Origin of the sequence: Arthrobacter hankyongi (assembly GCF_022012395.1) — a bacterium.
GTDB lineage: Bacteria > Actinomycetota > Actinomycetes > Actinomycetales > Micrococcaceae > Crystallibacter > Crystallibacter hankyongi.
Map to the genome: position 1 here is coordinate 228,258 of NZ_JAKLTQ010000006.1, position 16,405 is coordinate 244,662.

At 67.7% G+C, this 16,405-nt stretch carries 15 protein-coding genes; 9 read left to right on the forward strand and 6 right to left on the reverse strand.

The window, feature by feature from the left end:
- Positions 1 to 2: 2 nt before the first annotated feature.
- The 3 genes from LVY72_RS10965 to LVY72_RS10975 all read right to left on the reverse strand — a co-directional run bounded on the left by LVY72_RS10965 (position 3) and on the right by LVY72_RS10975 (position 2,799).
- A complete protein-coding gene (locus LVY72_RS10965) occupies positions 3 to 503 on the reverse strand; it encodes a phage tail protein (protein ID WP_237820713.1) in 501 nt (166 codons plus the stop codon).
- A 31-nt stretch (positions 504 to 534) separates the two neighbouring features.
- Entirely contained in the window at positions 535 to 2,478 is a 1,944-nt protein-coding gene (locus LVY72_RS10970) for a phage tail sheath subtilisin-like domain-containing protein (protein ID WP_237820715.1), read from the reverse strand.
- 81 nt (positions 2,479 to 2,559) lie between these two features.
- On the reverse strand, positions 2,560 to 2,799 hold the full coding sequence (locus LVY72_RS10975; protein WP_237820717.1) for a hypothetical protein: 240 nt from the start codon (positions 2,797 to 2,799) through the stop codon (positions 2,560 to 2,562).
- A 295-nt stretch (positions 2,800 to 3,094) separates the two neighbouring features.
- Between LVY72_RS10975 and LVY72_RS10980 the strand changes: the two genes are divergently transcribed.
- The 5 genes from LVY72_RS10980 to LVY72_RS11000 are packed head-to-tail and all read left to right on the forward strand — an operon-like array spanning position 3,095 to position 7,334.
- Positions 3,095 to 4,138 carry a thiamine pyrophosphate-dependent enzyme gene (locus LVY72_RS10980; protein WP_237820719.1) on the forward strand — a complete coding sequence of 348 codons (1,044 nt, stop codon included), beginning with the start codon at positions 3,095 to 3,097 and terminating at the stop codon, positions 4,136 to 4,138.
- The gene (locus LVY72_RS10985) at positions 4,131 to 5,174 is read left to right on the forward strand and encodes an alpha-ketoacid dehydrogenase subunit beta (protein ID WP_237820721.1); all 1,044 of its coding nucleotides are present in this window, start codon (positions 4,131 to 4,133) and stop codon (positions 5,172 to 5,174) included. The genes LVY72_RS10980 and LVY72_RS10985 overlap by 8 nt, the downstream gene beginning before the upstream one ends.
- Positions 5,167 to 5,496: a biotin/lipoyl-containing protein gene (locus tag LVY72_RS10990; protein WP_237820723.1), complete on the forward strand. Its 330-nt coding sequence runs from the start codon at positions 5,167 to 5,169 to the stop codon at positions 5,494 to 5,496. The genes LVY72_RS10985 and LVY72_RS10990 overlap by 8 nt, the downstream gene beginning before the upstream one ends.
- A gap of 24 nt (positions 5,497 to 5,520) precedes the next feature.
- Entirely contained in the window at positions 5,521 to 6,327 is an 807-nt protein-coding gene (locus LVY72_RS10995; protein ID WP_237820726.1) for an alpha/beta fold hydrolase, read from the forward strand.
- A 56-nt stretch (positions 6,328 to 6,383) separates the two neighbouring features.
- Positions 6,384 to 7,334, forward strand: coding sequence for a serine/threonine-protein kinase (locus LVY72_RS11000; protein ID WP_237820728.1), 951 nt, complete (start codon positions 6,384 to 6,386; stop codon positions 7,332 to 7,334).
- A 52-nt stretch (positions 7,335 to 7,386) separates the two neighbouring features.
- Here the strand turns inward: LVY72_RS11000 and LVY72_RS11005 are convergent, their stop codons facing one another.
- Complete coding sequence (locus LVY72_RS11005) at positions 7,387 to 8,334, reverse strand: AraC-like ligand-binding domain-containing protein (RefSeq protein ID WP_237820730.1); 948 nt, start codon at positions 8,332 to 8,334, stop codon at positions 7,387 to 7,389.
- Between the two features lie 312 nt (positions 8,335 to 8,646).
- Here LVY72_RS11005 and LVY72_RS11010 point away from each other — a divergent pair, with 312 nt between their 5' ends.
- A complete protein-coding gene (locus tag LVY72_RS11010) occupies positions 8,647 to 10,017 on the forward strand; it encodes an FAD-binding oxidoreductase (RefSeq protein WP_237820732.1) in 1,371 nt (456 codons plus the stop codon).
- Positions 10,018 to 10,087: 70 nt separating this feature from the next.
- Here the strand turns inward: LVY72_RS11010 and LVY72_RS11015 are convergent, their stop codons facing one another.
- Entirely contained in the window at positions 10,088 to 11,674 is a 1,587-nt protein-coding gene (locus tag LVY72_RS11015; RefSeq protein ID WP_237820734.1) for a 4-hydroxyphenylacetate 3-hydroxylase N-terminal domain-containing protein, read from the reverse strand.
- Positions 11,675 to 11,756: 82 nt separating this feature from the next.
- On the reverse strand, positions 11,757 to 12,248 hold the full coding sequence (locus LVY72_RS11020; protein ID WP_237820736.1) for a flavin reductase family protein: 492 nt from the start codon (positions 12,246 to 12,248) through the stop codon (positions 11,757 to 11,759).
- A gap of 262 nt (positions 12,249 to 12,510) precedes the next feature.
- On the opposite strand from LVY72_RS11020, the gene LVY72_RS11025 reads away from it, so the two are divergent.
- Genes LVY72_RS11025 through hpaE form a run of 3 tightly spaced genes read left to right on the forward strand, consistent with a single transcriptional unit; the run spans position 12,511 to position 16,308 of the window.
- Positions 12,511 to 14,034 carry a fumarylacetoacetate hydrolase family protein gene (locus LVY72_RS11025; protein WP_372463698.1) on the forward strand — a complete coding sequence of 508 codons (1,524 nt, stop codon included), beginning with the start codon at positions 12,511 to 12,513 and terminating at the stop codon, positions 14,032 to 14,034.
- Between the two features lie 14 nt (positions 14,035 to 14,048).
- The gene (locus LVY72_RS11030) at positions 14,049 to 14,738 is read left to right on the forward strand and encodes a GntR family transcriptional regulator (protein WP_237820738.1); all 690 of its coding nucleotides are present in this window, start codon (positions 14,049 to 14,051) and stop codon (positions 14,736 to 14,738) included.
- 40 nt (positions 14,739 to 14,778) lie between these two features.
- Positions 14,779 to 16,308 carry a 5-carboxymethyl-2-hydroxymuconate semialdehyde dehydrogenase gene (gene hpaE / locus LVY72_RS11035; protein WP_237820740.1) on the forward strand — a complete coding sequence of 510 codons (1,530 nt, stop codon included), beginning with the start codon at positions 14,779 to 14,781 and terminating at the stop codon, positions 16,306 to 16,308.
- Positions 16,309 to 16,405 lie beyond the last annotated feature (97 nt).

Sequence of the window (16,405 nt, forward strand, 5' to 3'; positions counted from 1 at the left end):
GCTCAGGTCTCCTTTGGTTCGATCACCGAGGTGTCCCGCACCCAGCCCTCGTTCTCGAGCTTGACGGTGGTGATCATCACGGCGTTGGCACCGGCGTCGAGCTGCGGCAGGGCCTGGTATTCGGAGACCCAGCAGCGGAAGACGTTGTACGCCATGACCTTCAGGCCCTGGTGGTTGAACACCTCGATACTGATGTCCTTGCGGAAGCCCGCCAGCGACATCGCCGCGTCCCCCTTGAAGTTGTTGACCTTGTTGGCCCAGTCCTCGAACGCGGTGTCGTGGGTGACGCCGGCCTCCAGCGTGATCGGGTCGTACCTGGTCTTGCCCGGGATCTGGTGCGGCCCGCTGGAATCGCCGCCCTCGTACCAGGCGGTGACCTCGGTGGTCCGTTTCAGCGCGCCGCACTTGTTCAGGGCTGCGACGTACTGCCCGTCCCACTTGATCTTGAATCGGTAGCCGAGGTAAGGGTCGAACCGTGTGCTGTTGACAGTGAACCTCGCCATCGCCCTGCTCCTCTCCGCAGCTGACCACCGGTCAGCTTGATGCCTGCCCGGCCTTCTGGCTGATCCGGACGACCACGAACTCCGCCGGCTTCACGGGCGCAAAGCCCACCTCGACATTGACGATGCCCAGGTCGATATCCGCCTGGGTCGTCGTGTCGCCGTCGCACTTGACGTAGAACGCCTCCGAGGTCGAGGACCCCTGGAAGGCGCCGCGCCGGAAGAGCGTCGTCATGAACGAGCCGATATTCAGCCGCAGCTGCGACCACAGCGGCTCGTCGTTCGGCTCGAAGACCGCCCACTGGATGCCGTTGTAGATGCTCACCCGCAGCATCATCGCCGTGCGGCGGACCGGAATGTACTTCCACTCCACCTCGGCGGGGCCGGCGATGGTGCGCGCGCCGAAGACCACCATGCCTGTTGCCGGGAAGCGGCGCAGCACGCAGGTTCCCTTGGCGTTCAGGTTGCCGTGCTCGGCGTCGCTGGGTTCCCGGCCAAGCCCGACGACGCCGAGCAGCGTCGCTTCGGTGCCGGCCGGCGCCTTCCAGACCCCGCGTGCGGCGTCGATCCGGGCATAGACCCCGGCAACGAACCCCGACGGCGGCAGCAGCACCGGTTCCCGCGACCGCCCGGCCGGGTCGATTGCCTTGACCCACGGATAGTACAGCGCCCCATAGGAGCTGGCGGTGAGATTGTCGCGGAACCCGGCCGCCGCGGCGGCCGACTGGTCATCCCGGCCCGTCTCCCCGATGAAGAACATGTCCTTCAACGGACGGCCGGCACAGTATGCCGTGCCCAGGTTCATCACCTCGGTCGAAGCCTCGCCCGGTACCGCCAGCAGGCTCGCATCGGCCACGGTATCGAGCTTCCGGAATGCCTCGCCGAAGCTGGCGGGCAGCAGGTCCGCGGCGCCGTCGTCGCCCGGCACAACATCCTTGACGATGTCATCCTTCTGGGCGTCCCCCAGCTGCACGGTCGTGGCCCGGGCGGGGCGCTGGACCGCCGCACCGTCCTCGAAGACGCTGTCCGAAACCCGGAGTTTGAGCTGGGCAGTGGCGTCATGGTCCAGGGCCGGAGCAATCCGCACCGAGGATCCGGCCTTTTCCGTACCGGACCTGAGCACCAGCCGGCTGGATCCCCCGGCCGCAGCTACCGTTTCCACCGCACAGGTGAAATCGTCGAAGGCCTCCTTCTCGGTGGAGGCCTTCTTCTTGGTCAGGGCCTTCACCGCGGTCTGGAGCGCCTGGGCGACACCGGCCAGGTCCGCCTGCGCCGCCGCGGCGGGCAACGTCACCGGTTGGAAGCCGTCACCGTCCAGATTGATCTGGAAGCTCCGGTTGTCCCCGAGCGGGAGGACCGGGTCCTTGCCGCCCCGGTACAAACCCTTCTGCACCTTGTTGGAATCCAGCATTCTGGCGGTGACCAGGCCGGACTCACGCGCGAGCACCGCCTCCACAAAACGGACGGAGGCCGGATCGCAGCTGAGGTTGTCAAAGGTTTCCAGTGCCGGGGTGTCGGCGAAATTCTGCGGGATCACCTCCGCCTCGGCCTGCCGGCGCACGCTGACCTTGAACCCGTTGCCCGGATCGGCGGAGGCGTCCTCGATCTGCAGGACAAGGTAGTTGGCCCAGGAGCCCTTGCTCTTCGCGGCGAACCTGATGCCGGCAACCGGAGTTGCGGCACGGTTCGCCACCGTCACGCTGGCCGTCGCCGCATCGCTGCGCACCACCCGCAGGATGTAGCACTGGCGGCCCCCGTTGTTGAAATACGCAAACACGCTCTGGGCCAGGAAACTGTCGCTAATGAAGCCGCCGAACACCCGCTGGAACTCTGTCCAACTGGTCACCCGGGTGGCGTCCTCCGGCCCCATCTCGGTGACGCCGACGAAGGCCGGCGTCGACGTACTGGCCACCTCCAGCGGGCGCACGCCGCTGGATACCTCATCGACATATACGCCTGGGTAGGTCACATTCACCATGGTGGTTCTCCCATTACCTTCCGGACAGTCATGGATAGCCGCTGGGCCGGCCTCCCAGCAGCACGAACGGGAATCCGGGCCTCAACCGCCTTCCGCCTCTTCCTTCGCCCGGGTCTTTTTCGCCGCAGCCGCCGTTTTGGGGACGGCCAGGACCTGGATGATTCCCCGGCCCACCAACGAGTCGACAGCTTGGTTTCCCTGCACCTCGACATCGGCGGTTTCCGGCGAGAGCTGCCCGGGAGACAGCCGCAGCGAGGTGCCGCTGGTCAGTGGCACCCACAGCGGTCCCGAGGTCAGCAGGCTTTTGATCCGCACCGGCATGGCGCAACTCCTCGCGCTGGGCTACTTCTGCGGCACATTGTCCTACCCCACCGTTACAACGACGCATGTCCCGGGGGCATCGGCCGGACGCGGCCCGGAGGACGTCCGCGCCCGTGCATCCGCCGCCGCGCTGACACCCGTCGAAGAGATGGCAAAAAGCCTAGTAGCTACCCAATATTGTCCGACTAACTGTGCACATTGTTCTGCTATTTACTTGCAGATTGCATAGGTTTCGCCGCGTGGGTAGCGTCACAGCCAGAAAGCAGGACGGCACGAACACACGAAGGAGCGCCGGATGCCACTCGAACTCGCAGTCCAGGCAGAGCTGCCGGAATTGAACCGGGACCAGCTCAGGCAGCTGTACCGGCTGATGGTGGCCGTACGCCACTTGGACGAATCAGCAATCCGCTGGCAGCGCCAGGGCCTGATCCCGGGCTATGCCCCGGAGCTGGGCCAGGAAGCTGCGCAGGTTGGCAGCGGCTTCGCTCTGGACATGGCACGGGATTTTGTCTTCCCCACCTACCGTGAAATGGGCGTCGCCCGGACCGTCGGGGTGGACATGGTGCAGTACATGTCCACCCACAAGGCGGTCTGGCACGGTGGCCTCTACGACCCGGCCGCCAGCCGCTTCGCCCCGATCCAGGCCGTGGTCGCCGGCTCGGTGCTGCACGCGGTGGGCTGGGCCCATGCCCAGACGCTGGACGGAAAGCCTGCCGGCGAGCGCGGGGTGGCGATCAGCTACTTTGGCGACGGCGCCAGTTCCCAGGGCGATGTGCACGAGGCTATGAACTTCGCCGCCGTGCTCAAGGCTCCGGTGGTCTTCTTCATCCAGAACAACGGCTGGGCCATCTCCGTGCCGACCGAACGCCAGGTCGCCGGCGGATCCGTGGCGGCCCGGGCGGCCGGCTACGGAATGCCCTCGGTGCAGGTCGACGGCAACGACGTCGCCGCCGTCGTCCAGGCCACCGCCGCCGCGCTGGCCCATGCCCGCGCCGGACACGGCCCCGCCGTCGTCGAGGCCATGACCTACCGTCGCGGCCCGCACTCGACCAGCGACGATCCGGGCCGGTACCGGACGCTGGACCAGGAGCGGCTCGGCGCCGGCGAGGACCCGGTGGCCCGGCTGCGGACCCGGCTGCTCGAGGCGGGCCTCGCGGACGAGGCATTCTTCGCCGAAGCCAAGGCGTCCGCGGAACGGGAGGCCGAGCAGGTCCGCACCGGGCTTCAGGCCCTGGGGTCCCGGCCGGGGGCGGAGATGTTCGAGTTCGTCTACCAGGAACCTACTGAAGCACTGAAGGCCCAGGCCGCGTCCTGGCGGGAGGAGTCCGAGCATGTCTGAGACGTTGGAAGCCCCGGTGATGCAGGAAGCGGGCGAGGGACCCGCCGTGGAAACCCTCTCGATGCAGCAGGCGCTGAACCGGGCGCTGGCCGAGGTGCTGGCAGAGAATCCGCGCGCCGTCGTCCTGGGCGAGGACGTCGGACGCCTCGGCGGCGTCTTCCGCATCACCGACGGGCTGCAGGCCCGCTTCGGCGAACAGCGCGTGTTCGACACCCCGCTGGCCGAATCCGGCATCCTTGGCATGTCCGTGGGCCTGGCCATGGCCGGCTACCACCCCATCCCGGAAGTGCAGTTCGACGGCTTCGCCTATCCGGCCATCAACCAGATTGTGTGCCAGGTGGGACGGATGAACTACCGCAGCCGCGGCACGCTGCCGATGCCGATCACGCTGCGGGTGCCCAGCTTCGGCGGCATCCGCGCCCCGGAACACCACGGGGAGTCGCTCGAGTCCCTCTTCGCGCATGTACCCGGGCTCAAGGTGGTTTCGCCCTCGGATCCGAACCAGGCCTACCACCTGCTCAAGCATGCGGCCACCCGCCCGGACCCGGTGGTCTTCATGGAGCCGAAGTCCCGCTACTGGCAGAAGGGCGAGGTGGACCTCGACGCCGCGGCGCATGGCTTCCGGCCCGGCGGGTCGCGGGTGGCCCGCGAGGGCAGGCACGTGACGCTGGTGGCTTGGGGCGCGATGGTTGCCCGCTGCCTGCAGGTGTCCGAGCTGGCCGCGGAGGACGGGATCGACGTCGAGGTGCTCGACCTGCGCTGGCTCAAGCCGATCGACGCCGAAGGGCTGGCCGCTTCCGTGGCCAAGACGCGCCGCGCCGTCGTCGTGCATGAAGCACCGCTGACGGCCGGTCTCGGCGCTGAGGTGGCCGCGCTGGTCACCGAACGTTGCTTCGGGACGCTGCGCGCCCCGGTGGAACGGGTGACCGGTTTCGACGTCCCCTACCCTTCCGGAGACCTGGAAGACGAATACATCCCCAACATTGACCGCATCCTTTTCGGGATCCAGCGAGTATTGGAGTACCGCCGTGGCTGAAATTTCCTTTCCCCTTCCGGATCTGGGCGAGGGCCTGATCGAGGCCACCGTGCTGGAATGGCTGGTTGCCGAAGGCGAGCAGGTGGAGCGCAACCACCCGCTGGTCGAGGTGGAAACCACCAAGTCCGCCGTCGAACTGCCCTCCCCGCAGGCAGGCAAGGTCCTGCGGATCTTCGGAACCCCGGGGGACACGATCAAGGTGGGCGATCCGCTGATTGTCTTCGAGGTGCCCGACGATACCGCGGGTATTGTGGGCACTGTGCCCAAGGAAGAGGCACCGAAGCGCCGCGTGCGGCTGAACGCCGTGCTGGACGAAGACTAAGCAGCCGACCTAAGGACGGACATTATGGGAGCCCACCGGGACCGCCTGGTTGAAGGCGTGGATCCGCACCTGAACGTGCAGGTCCATGAGGCCGCCGAGGGAACCACCGGGCCGCACCGGCCGGTCATCCTGCTGCACGGCTTCGCCTCCTCGGCCAAGCTGAACTGGGAGGACGCCGGCTGGGTGACGGCCCTGACCCAGGCCGGCCGGCGGGTGGTCACGGTGGATCTTCCCGGGCACGGCGGCAGCCCGTCGCCGGAGGAAATGGATGCCTACTCCCCCAGCCGGATCAGGGCGGACCTGCTGCAGCTGATCCAGAACGCCCATGTGCGGCCGCTGAAGGAGGGCGACGACGCCACCGGGGTGGATATCATCGGCTATTCCCTGGGTGCCCGGCTGGCTTGGGAGTTCGGCGCCACCCAGCCGGAACTGGTGCGCCGGATGGTGCTTGGCGGACCTGCCGTCCACGATCCGCTGGCGGACTTCGACCTGCCGGCAGCACAGCGCTATCTCGCGGACGGCACGCCGATCGAGGACCCGACCACGGCGGAACTGCTGCGGATGGCCACGCTGGTGCCCAGCAACGACCTCTATGCGCTGCTGACCATGATCGAGGCCATCAAGATCGAACCGTTCGTGCCCTCGGACGCCATACCGCAGATGCCGCTGCTGCTGGTAGCCGGGGAGAAGGACGAACTGGCTCAGTCCGCACCGGAACTGGCCCGCCTCGGCGGCAAAACCGAGTTGCTGTGGCTGCCGGCGCGGACCCATGCCAATGCCATCACCTCGCGGGCTTTCAAGAACGCCGCCATAGATTTTTTGGCGGGATAGGCGCGTACAATCTTCCTTAAAACAGCGAATTGACCAGTCGGCGGCGCGGAGGCGAAGTGGGCATTCTCCTGGGGGGCCGCTACCGGACCGTTGAACTCCTCGGCAGCGGCGGAGGAGCTACGGTGTACCGGGCCGTTGATGAGGCCTTGGACCGCGAGGTTGCCGTGAAGCTGTTCGCGCCGGCGACCGAGGACGACGATAAATACCGGCGGCAGCATACCGAGAAACTGCTGCTGGCCAAGCTCAACCATCCCGGACTCGTGACGCTGCTGGATGCCGGCCTGCACCAGGACGAAACCGGGGCGACAACGAGCTATCTGGTCATGGAACTGGTGGATGGCGAAGACCTGCGCCGCCGGCTGGCGTCCGGGCCGCTGCCCGGCCCGGACGTTGCCCAGATCGGTGCGGACCTGGCCGATGCGCTGGCCTACATCCACCAGCAAGGCGTTATCCACCGGGACATCAAGCCGGCAAACATCCTGCTCAGCGGCGGCGAAACGGACACCAGGCACCACCCCAAGCTCACCGACTTCGGCGTCGCGCGGATGCTCAACGCCACCGTCGCCACCACCCACGGCGCCACCATCGGCACCGCGAACTACCTCAGTCCCGAGCAAGCACTCGGTGAGGAAATCACGCCGGCCACCGATGTGTACTCCCTGGCCCTGGTCCTGATCGAATGCCTGACCGGGGAGCAGGCGTTTCCCGGGCCGATGGTCGAAGCCGCCGTCGCCCGGCTGCTGCGCGATCCGCATGTCCCGGAATCTGCGGGCCCGGAATGGGGCACCTTGCTGCACGCCATGACCGCGCGGAACCCGGCGGACCGGCCGAATGCCCACGACGTCGCGGTGACCCTGCGGTCCTGGACCGAGCCCGGCACCGCGGTGAATGCCGGTGCGGCAGGGGTCCTGACGCCGGCCAGGGGGGCGGACCAGGCCCTGCCCGGGGCAACCACGGGCAATGTGGTCATCCCCTCCCCGCCGAACCGGGCCCCCAGCGTGGGCTGACCGGACGTCGGCAACGCATCAAGGCAGCCCGGCGCCGGGACACCGTGAACGATCAGCGGGGCTGCTGTGCCTGTTGCCGGTACCGGCGCGGGGTCTCGCCGTACGTTTCCTTGAAGACCCGGGAGAAGTGCGTAGCGTCCGGAAATCCCCAGCGTTCGGCCAGGGTACGGATGCTCTCGGACTCCTGCAGCGGGTCCACCAGATCGCGGCGGATCATTTCCAGCCGGCGTTCCCGGATCCAGGTGGAGACGGTAGTGCCCTGCTCGCGGAACAGGATGTGCAGCTGCCGGGTGGAGATGAAGTGTTCGGCTGCGATGGCATCCGGGGCCAGCTCCGGATCCCCCAGCTTGGCCATGATGGATTCACGGATCGCCATCATCTGTTCCAGCCGGGAGCGTGAGCGGTTCGGTGCCACGATGCCCATCTTTTCGGAGAACGCGGCAGTGACCAGGTCCACCATGGATGCGGCCATGCTCAGCCCCAGGCGGCCTTCCAGTGCCGGGAGGTTCCGCGCGACGCCGACCAGGAACGCCGAGACTATCGCCCCGAATCCTTCCGCGCCGGAAATCCGCAACCCGGCGATGCCCGCCAGCGCCTTGGGCGGCAGGTTGATCAACTGCTGCGGGAACATCACCACCAGCGAGGAGGAATCGGCCTCGAAGCGGCGCTCGTACGGGACGGTGGAGTCATAGACGGTGAAGTCCCCCGGCATCAGCACATCATGGTGGCCGTGCTGGCTGATGGTGCTGGTGCCTTCCAGCTGCACTGAGATGCTGAAGAACGGGTCCGCGCCGGCCGAGGCGAGCCGCCGCGTCCGCTCCAGCCAGTGCCTGCTGGCGCTGACGGTGAACAGCCGGATGCCGTTGACCGTGATGGCGTCGATCCGGGCACGGAAGTTCTCGTCGTCGGTCTGGATGTCCAACGGCAGCAGCAGCGATGCCACCGTCCGCCTCCATTCGGTCAGGTCGGAGATCTGGATGGAGGATACTGCTGCTGCCAAGGGATGCGGGCTTCCGGTTGGGGACAAAGTCTTCCATTACCACTAGGTATTGCCATCATCTTAACGTCCGGCTGGTTCCCGGTACCGGCCTTCTCCCAGTGCCTGCGGCTGGGCGGCGGCAGCGGCGCCGGGTTAGCGCCTCACCGGCTCCCAAACCTCGCTTCGCTCGGTTCGGGGCCCTCGCCGGGTTAGCGCCTCACCGGCTCCCAAACCTCGCTTCGCTCGGTTCGGGGCCCTCGCCGGGTTAGCGCCTCACCGGCTCCCAAACCTCGCTTCGCTCGGTTCGGGGCCCTCGCCGGGTTAGGCTGCAGCATGGCCAAGGACCAGCTGACCCCGTCACGGCCGGATGCCTTCGCGGCACTCCCCCGGTTCTCCCAGGACCCGGCCGAGCTCGAACTCGTCCGCACGGACCGCTCCGGCTTCGTGCCGCCGACGCTGCCGGACGGCGTCGTCCAGGCGGAGTCGGTCCAGGACGTGGTCGAAACCCTCAGGGTGGCGAACCGGCACCGGCTGCCGGTTGTGCCGCGCGGTGCGGGCACCGGACTGGCGGCCGGCGCCTCGGCCCGGGCCGGCGAGATCGTCCTGGACGTGCACCAGATGAACCGGGTCCTGCACATCGACCCGGTGGAGCAGACTGCCGTCGTCGAACCCGGCGTCCTGAACGCCGAGCTGAACGCGGCGGCCGCCGAACACGGCCTGTTCTACGCCCCGGATCCGGCGAGCACGGCCATCTGTTCGATCGGCGGCAACATTGCCACCAACGCCGGCGGCATGCGGTGCGCCAAGTACGGGGTGACCCGGGAATCCGTCCTCGGGCTCAAGGTGGTGCTGGCCGACGGCCAGGTGCTGGTGACCGGGGCCGGAACCATCAAGGCCGTTACCGGCTACGATCTGAACGCCTTGTTCATCGGCTCCGAAGGCACCCTCGGCGTCGTCGTGGAGGCCACGCTGCGGCTGCGCCCGGTGCCCGTGGCCACCGCGACCGCCGCCGCCTACTTCGACGACGTCGAAAGCGCTGCCGCGGCGGCCGCCGCCGTCGTCGCGGCCCGGGCCACACCGTCGGTGCTCGAACTGGTGGACGGGCCGACCCTGGGCGCCATCGACGCGGCGACCGGCACCCGCCACCGCAGCCGCGGCGAGGCCTTCCTGCTGATCCAGACCGACGGCTTCGGCGCGGCGATCGAACGCGACGTGGTGCTCGGCGCCATCGAGCCGTTCACCCGCGCCGTCCAGCTCCCCGCGGACGAGGCCGCCACGGCGGCGCTGCTGCAGGCACGCCGGGATGCCATCCCCTCGTTGGAAAGGCTCGGCCGCACCTCCATCGGGGACGTCGGCGTCCCGCGCAAGCGGCTGGCCGAGATGGTCGCCGGCATTCAGCGGATCTCGCAGGAGACCGGCGTCAGGATCTTCACGATCGCCCACGCCGCCGACGGCAACCTGCATCCCATCATCGTGGCCGACCCGGACGAGCCGATCACCACCGGCGCCCCCAAAGAGGCGCTCGGCCGGATGTTCGAACTGGCCCGGACTCTGGGCGGCACGCTGACCGGCGAGCACGGCATAGGCCTGCTGAAGCAGGACTGGGTGGAGGCAGAGCTCGGCGGGCTCTCCCGCGAGCTGCAGCACCGGATCAAGCAGGCGCTGGATCCGCTGGGCATCCTCAACCCGGGCAAGGCGATCTGACGCCCGGGGCTGGGGCTGCCGGATTCCAGCAGCCCCCAGCCCCGGGACCGATCCGGGCAACCTGCCGGGTTCAGCCGAGGTTGAACTTGCCGATCATGTTCACGTCCTCGTTGCCCACCAGGTCCGGCACGGTCCAGCCGTTCTCGTCGTACTCGCCCATGAACTGGTCCGCGAAGTCCGTGAACTGCTGCGTGAGTCCGTAGCCCTTGGTGACGTTGAGGATTTCCAGCCGGACACCCTCGTGGTTGCCCTGGTAATTGCGCTCGTAGAGCTCGTGGCGCGAACCGAACTCGGAATTGGTGGCGTCCCACAGGGCCTTCATGGTCTTGACGCGCTGCATCGCCTCCACGCCGTGGGATCCGCGCACGTACTTGTCGAGGTAGCCGCGGATGTCCTCGTTGCCGAAGTCCGAGACATGCGAGTTCAGGTAGATCAGCGCGGAGCCGAGGTCCTTCTGCACGATCTCGCGGATCTTCGGGTACTCCTGGGTGGAGAACCAGGAATACGCCATCGACGCGATGCGGTCCGGCTGGACGTAGCCCTCGCGGCCGCCCTGCCACTGCTCCGGGTTGCGGGCCATGGCCTCGGAGAGGGACCAGAACAGGTGCCGGATGGCCATCACTTCACCAATCCGGGTCTGCACACCGCGGAAGTCCGCGGTGCCGGTCAGCTCCAGGGCCTTGACGAGCAGGCCGGTCAGGAAGTCCAGCTTGACGGCCAGGCGGGTGCACCCGTGCAGCAACAGCCGCGCCTTGAAGCCTGACTTCACCGAATACTGGGAGACCTTCTCCACGTCCCCGTAGACAAACACGTTCTCCCACGGCACCAGGACATCGTCCAGGACCAGGATGGCATCGTTTTCGTCCAGCCGGGAGGAGAGCGGATAGTCGAACGGGCTGCCCATCACGTCCGCGGTCATCGCGTAGGAGGCGCGGGAGATCAGCTTCAGGCCCGGCGCGTTCATCGGCAGAGTGGCCACGACGGCGAAACGCTTGTCCTTGATCGGCATCCCATAGTGGGCGATGAAGTTCATGTTGGTGATCGCCGAGCCGGTGGCCACCACCTTGGCGCCGGAAAGCACGATGCCGGCGTCGGTCTCCTTCTTCACATGCACGAACACGTCGCCCACCTCGTCGGCGGGGCGGTCACGGTCGATCGGCGGATTGACGATCGCGTGGTTCCAGTAGAGGACCTTCTCCTGGGCCTCCCGGTACCAGCGGTGCGCGTTCTCCTGGTACGGGTTGTAGAACTCATCGTTGGCGCCGAGGCTGGCCAGGAAGGACGCCTTGTAGTCGGGGCTGCGTCCCATCCAGCCGTAGGACATCTTCGCCCAGGCGGCAATGGCGTCGCGGCCCTTGAGCAGATCCTCGGACGACTTCGGCGCCTTGAACCAGGCGTGGGTGTAGCCGCCGTTGCCGGTGTCGGTGGGGACCGTGAGCAGGTCCTTGGTGGCCGGTGCGTGCAGCGCGTCGTACTGGCGGGCGATCATGCGGGCGGAGTTGCGGAACGCCGGGTGGGTGGTGACATCCTTGACCCGCTCGCCGTAGATATAGACTTCGCGGTCGTCGCGGATGCTCTCCAGGTACTCCTTGCCGTCCATGGGACGGGTGGCGGTTCCTTCGGCGGCCGCCGGGTTGCCGATCAGGGTCTCGGTCATGGGGATTGCTCTCCTCGTTGAGTGGTGGGGATAGGTTGCGGGGTCCGGGACGGCCGCCCAACGGGCTGCCCCGGCGAAAGGATCAGGCGACGGCGCGCCAGCCGCCGCGGTAGAAGACCAGCGGCCCGGCCTCGGGCCGGTGGCCGAAGTCGGCCACCTCGCCGACGAACAGCAGGTGGTCGCCGCCGTCGTACTGCTGCCAGGGGCGGCAGGTGAACCAGGCCAGGCTGTCCGCCAGCCGCGGGGCCACGCCGTCGTAATTCCACTCGACGACGTGCCCGTCCTGGGGCTTGCCGGCGAACTGCAGAGCGGTGGCATGTTGGGCGTCATTCAGGACGTTGATCGCGAAGGGCCGGTCCTGAAGCAGCTGTCCGGCCTTGGACGAGCGCATCAGGGAGACCAGCACCAAGGCAGGCTCCATGGACACGGAGGTGAAGGAGTTGACCGTGGCACCGAAGACCTCCCCCTCGTGTTCGTAGGTCACCACGGTGACGCCGGTGGCGAAATTGCCGAAGGTGTTGCGCAGTTCGCGGGTGTCCAGTCCGGTGCGGACGTCCTGCAGCTGTGCCGTCATGTCGGTCTCCTTAGGAAATGGCCTGGTGGATCGGGGCCGGCGCCGTCGGCCGGCCTCCTGTGCTTGGCAAACACCTTAGGCAGCGGGGCCGGCTGGATTGTTTGGCCTGAGCGAAGGAAAAGTGACGCAGAGCGCACGCTTGGGTCGGCGGGGTCGCATTGATCGCCACCAGGCATCCGGCAGGAAAATATCTCCGCCACGGGGTTGACGTGACGGCTGGCACACGCCATGATGGATCGTATACGATTTCGTACATCACAAAATGTATCCAGCCCAGGAGGATGCTTTGTCCGAAGGCACTACTGCCCAGGAAACCCAGCTGCAGCCACTCGACGCCGCCGCACTGAAGGGCACCGGCAAAGTACTTGCCGTCCACCTCTCCTACAACTCCCGCGCAGCCCAGCGCGGACGCGTTCCGGCCAACCCGTCCTACTTTATGAAGGCCTCGTCCTCGCTGAGCCTGACCGGCGGCACGGTGGAGCGCCCGGCGGGCACCGAGTTGCTGGCCTTCGAGGGCGAAGTCGCCCTGGTCATCGGCAAGCCGGCCCGCCGCGTGGGCCTGGACGAGGCGTGGAGCTACGTCGGCGCCGTCACCGCCAGCAATGACCTCGGCGTGTACGACATCAAGTACGCGGACAAGGGCTCCAACATCCGGTCCAAGTCCGGCGACGGCTTTACGCCGGTGGGCCCGAACCTGGTCCCGGCCGGCCTGGTGGATCCGGCCGGCCTGCGGATCCGCACCTGGGTCAACGGCGGACTGGTCCAGGAGGACACCACCGCCGACCTGATCTTCCCCTTCGCCCAGATCGTGGCGGACCTGTCCCAGCTGATGACGCTGGAGCCGGGCGACATCATCCTCACGGGCACTCCGGCAGGCTCCTCCGTGATCGTCCCCGGGGACGTTGTCGAGGTCGAGGTCGACTCCCCCGCCACCGGGCTCAGCTCGGGCCGGCTGTCGACGACGGTGACGCAGGGCGAGGTGCCGTTCGCCGAGTTCGGCAACACCCCCAAGGTCACCGACAAGGACCGCGAGGACGCCTACGGCTCCGCCGAGGCCGCCGGGCTGGCCCCGAAGGCACCGGTGCTGACCGAGGAGCTGAAGGCCAAGCTGGCTTCCGTCGCCACGGCCACCATCTCCGGCGCCCTGCGCAAGCGCGGCCTGAACAACGTGAGCATCGATGGCCTGCAGCCGACGAAGACGGGCCGGAAGGTCATCGGCACCGCCCGCACCCTGCGCTACGTGCCCAACCGCGAGGACCTGTTCAAGAGCCACGGCGGCGGCTACAACGCCCAGAAGCGCATTATCGACGACCTGAACGAGGGCGACGTGCTGGTCATGGAAGCCCGCGGCGAAAAGGGCGCCGGTACGCTCGGCGACATCCTGGCCCTGCGGGCGCAGATCCGCGGCGCCGCCGGCGTGATCACCGACGGCGGCGTGCGCGATCTGTCCGCCGTCGCCGGTCTGGATATCCCGGCCTTCTATGCCACCGCGCACCCGGCGGTGCTGGGCCGCAAGCATGTTCCGTGGGACACCGACATCACCGTGGCCTGCGGCGGTGCCACCGTGCAGCCCGGCGACATCATCATCGCCGACGAGGACGGCATCCTGGTGCTGCCGCCGTCGCTGGCCGAGGAAATCGCCGACGAGGCCGTCGAGCAGGAACGGCAGGACACCTTCGTCTTCGAGATGGTGAAGGCCGGCCACCAGGTCGACGGGCTGTTCCCGATGAACGCGGACTGGCTGGCGAAGTACCGGGAATGGACCGCCGCCGGCGGCGGACAGTAACGGCAGGACCGACGATGTCCACGACGACCTCCGCCGGCTCCGCGGCCACCGGCTCCAAATCGGAGCAGGCCTACGCGACGCTCAAGGACCGCATCACGGGCGGAAGCCTGGTACCCGGCTACCGCCTGGTGCTCAGCAGCATTGCCGACGAGCTCGGCTTCAGCGTGGTGCCCGTCCGCGAGGCGCTGCGGCGGCTGGAGGCCGAGGGGCTGGTGAAGTTCGAACGGAACGTCGGGGCCACCGTGGCCGGCGTCGATGCCATGCTCTACCTGCATACCATGCAGACCCTGAGCGTGATCGAAGGCGCCGCCACGGCCCTGGCCGCACCGCTGATCACCGCCGAGGACATCGCCAAGGCCCGCTACCTGAACCGCGAACTGCGCGCCTGCCTGGAGAACTTCGAGCCCGGCCGCTTCAGCCGGCTCAACAACGAATTCCACGCCGTCCTCTACGGACACTGCCCCAATCCGCACATCCTGGATCTGGTCCACCGCGGCTGGAACCGGCTCTCGGCCATGCGGGCCTCCGCCTTCGACCTGGTCCCCGGCCGGGCCCGCGAATCCGTCCAGGAGCACGAGAAGCTGCTGGCGCTGATCGAATCCGGAGCGGACGCGCACGACATCGAGATGGCCGCCCGGGCCCACCGGACGGCCACGCTGAACGCCTACATGGCGCAGAACAACCAACCCCCCTCAGCTATCTGACAGACCAACCGAGAACACCCCCCAGAAAGAAAGGTAGATCGTGGCCGAGCACTACGTTCCCGAGAACCTGCCCACCCATCTGCAGCACTACATCGGCGGCAAGCTCGTCGACTCCATCGACGGCGATACCTTCGACGTGCTGGACCCGGTCACCAACAAGCCGTACATCAAGGCCGCGTCCGGCAAGGTCGCCGACATCAACGCAGCCGTGGCTGCCGCCAAGGACGCGTTCGAGAACGGCCCCTGGCCCAGCATGCTGCCCCGCGAGCGCTCCCGGGTACTGCACAAGATCGCCGACATCGTCGAGTCCCGCGGCCAGGAACTGGCCGAGATGGAGTGCTTCGACACCGGTCTGCCGATCAAGCAGGCACTGGGCCAGGCCCGCCGTGCCGCGGAGAACTTCCGCTTCTTCGCGGACCTGATCGTGGCCCAGCACGACGACGCTTTCAAGGTCCCCGGCCGCCAGGCCAACTACGTCAACCGCAAGCCGATCGGCGTCGCCGGCCTGATCACGCCGTGGAACACCCCGTTCATGCTGGAGTCCTGGAAGCTGGGCCCGGCGCTGGCCACCGGCAACACCGTGGTCCTGAAGCCGGCAGAGTTCACCCCGCTCTCCGCGTCCCTGTGGCCGGGGATCTTCGAGGAGGCCGGACTGCCGGCGGGCGTCTTCAACATCGTCCACGGCTTCGGCGAGGAAGGCTTCGCCGGCGACTCCCTGGTCAAGCACCCGGACGTCCCGCTGATCTCCTTCACCGGTGAGTCCCGCACCGGCCAGATCATCTTCGGCAACGCGGCCCCCTACCTGAAGGGCCTGTCCATGGAGCTGGGCGGCAAGTCCCCCGCCGTCGTCTTCGCTGATGCCGATCTGGAAGCCGCCATCGATGCGACCATCTTCGGCGTCTTCTCGCTCAACGGCGAGCGCTGCACCGCCGGGTCCCGCATCCTGGTCGAGCGCAGCATCTACGACGAGTTCGTGGAGCGCTACTCCGCCCAGGCCAAGCGCGTGAAGGTCGGCTACCCGCACGACGAGGCCACCGAGGTCGGCGCCCTGGTCCACCCGGAGCACTTCGAGAAGGTCATGTCCTACGTGGAGATCGGCAAGCAGGAAGCCCGCCTGACCGCCGGCGGCGGCCGCCCCGCGGAGTTCCCGGAGGGCAACTTCATCCAGCCGACCGTGTTCGCCGATGTGGCCCCGGATGCGCGGATCTTCCAGGAGGAGATCTTCGGCCCGGTCGTCGCCATCACCCCGTTCGACACCGACGAGGAAGCCCTGGCGCTGGCCAACAACACCAAGTACGGGCTGGCCGCGTACATCTGGACGAACGACCTCAAGCGGGCCCACAACTTCGCCCAGAACGTCGAGGCCGGCATGGTGTGGCTGAACTCGAACAACGTCCGCGACCTGCGCACCCCGTTCGGCGGCGTCAAGGCGTCCGGCCTCGGCCACGAGGGCGGCTACCGCTCCATCGACTTCTACACCGACCAGCAGGCCGTCCACATCAACCTCGGCGAGGTGCACAACCCGGTCTTCGGCAAGGCCGAGGACGCCGCCGCCGTGACCGACGCCTAGCCTCGGCACCCCCATCCAAAGGAGAAAACAAATGAGCAACGAGATCCCCAAGCCCTCCGTGCCGGCCCCGGATATCCTGCGCTGCGCGTACATGGAA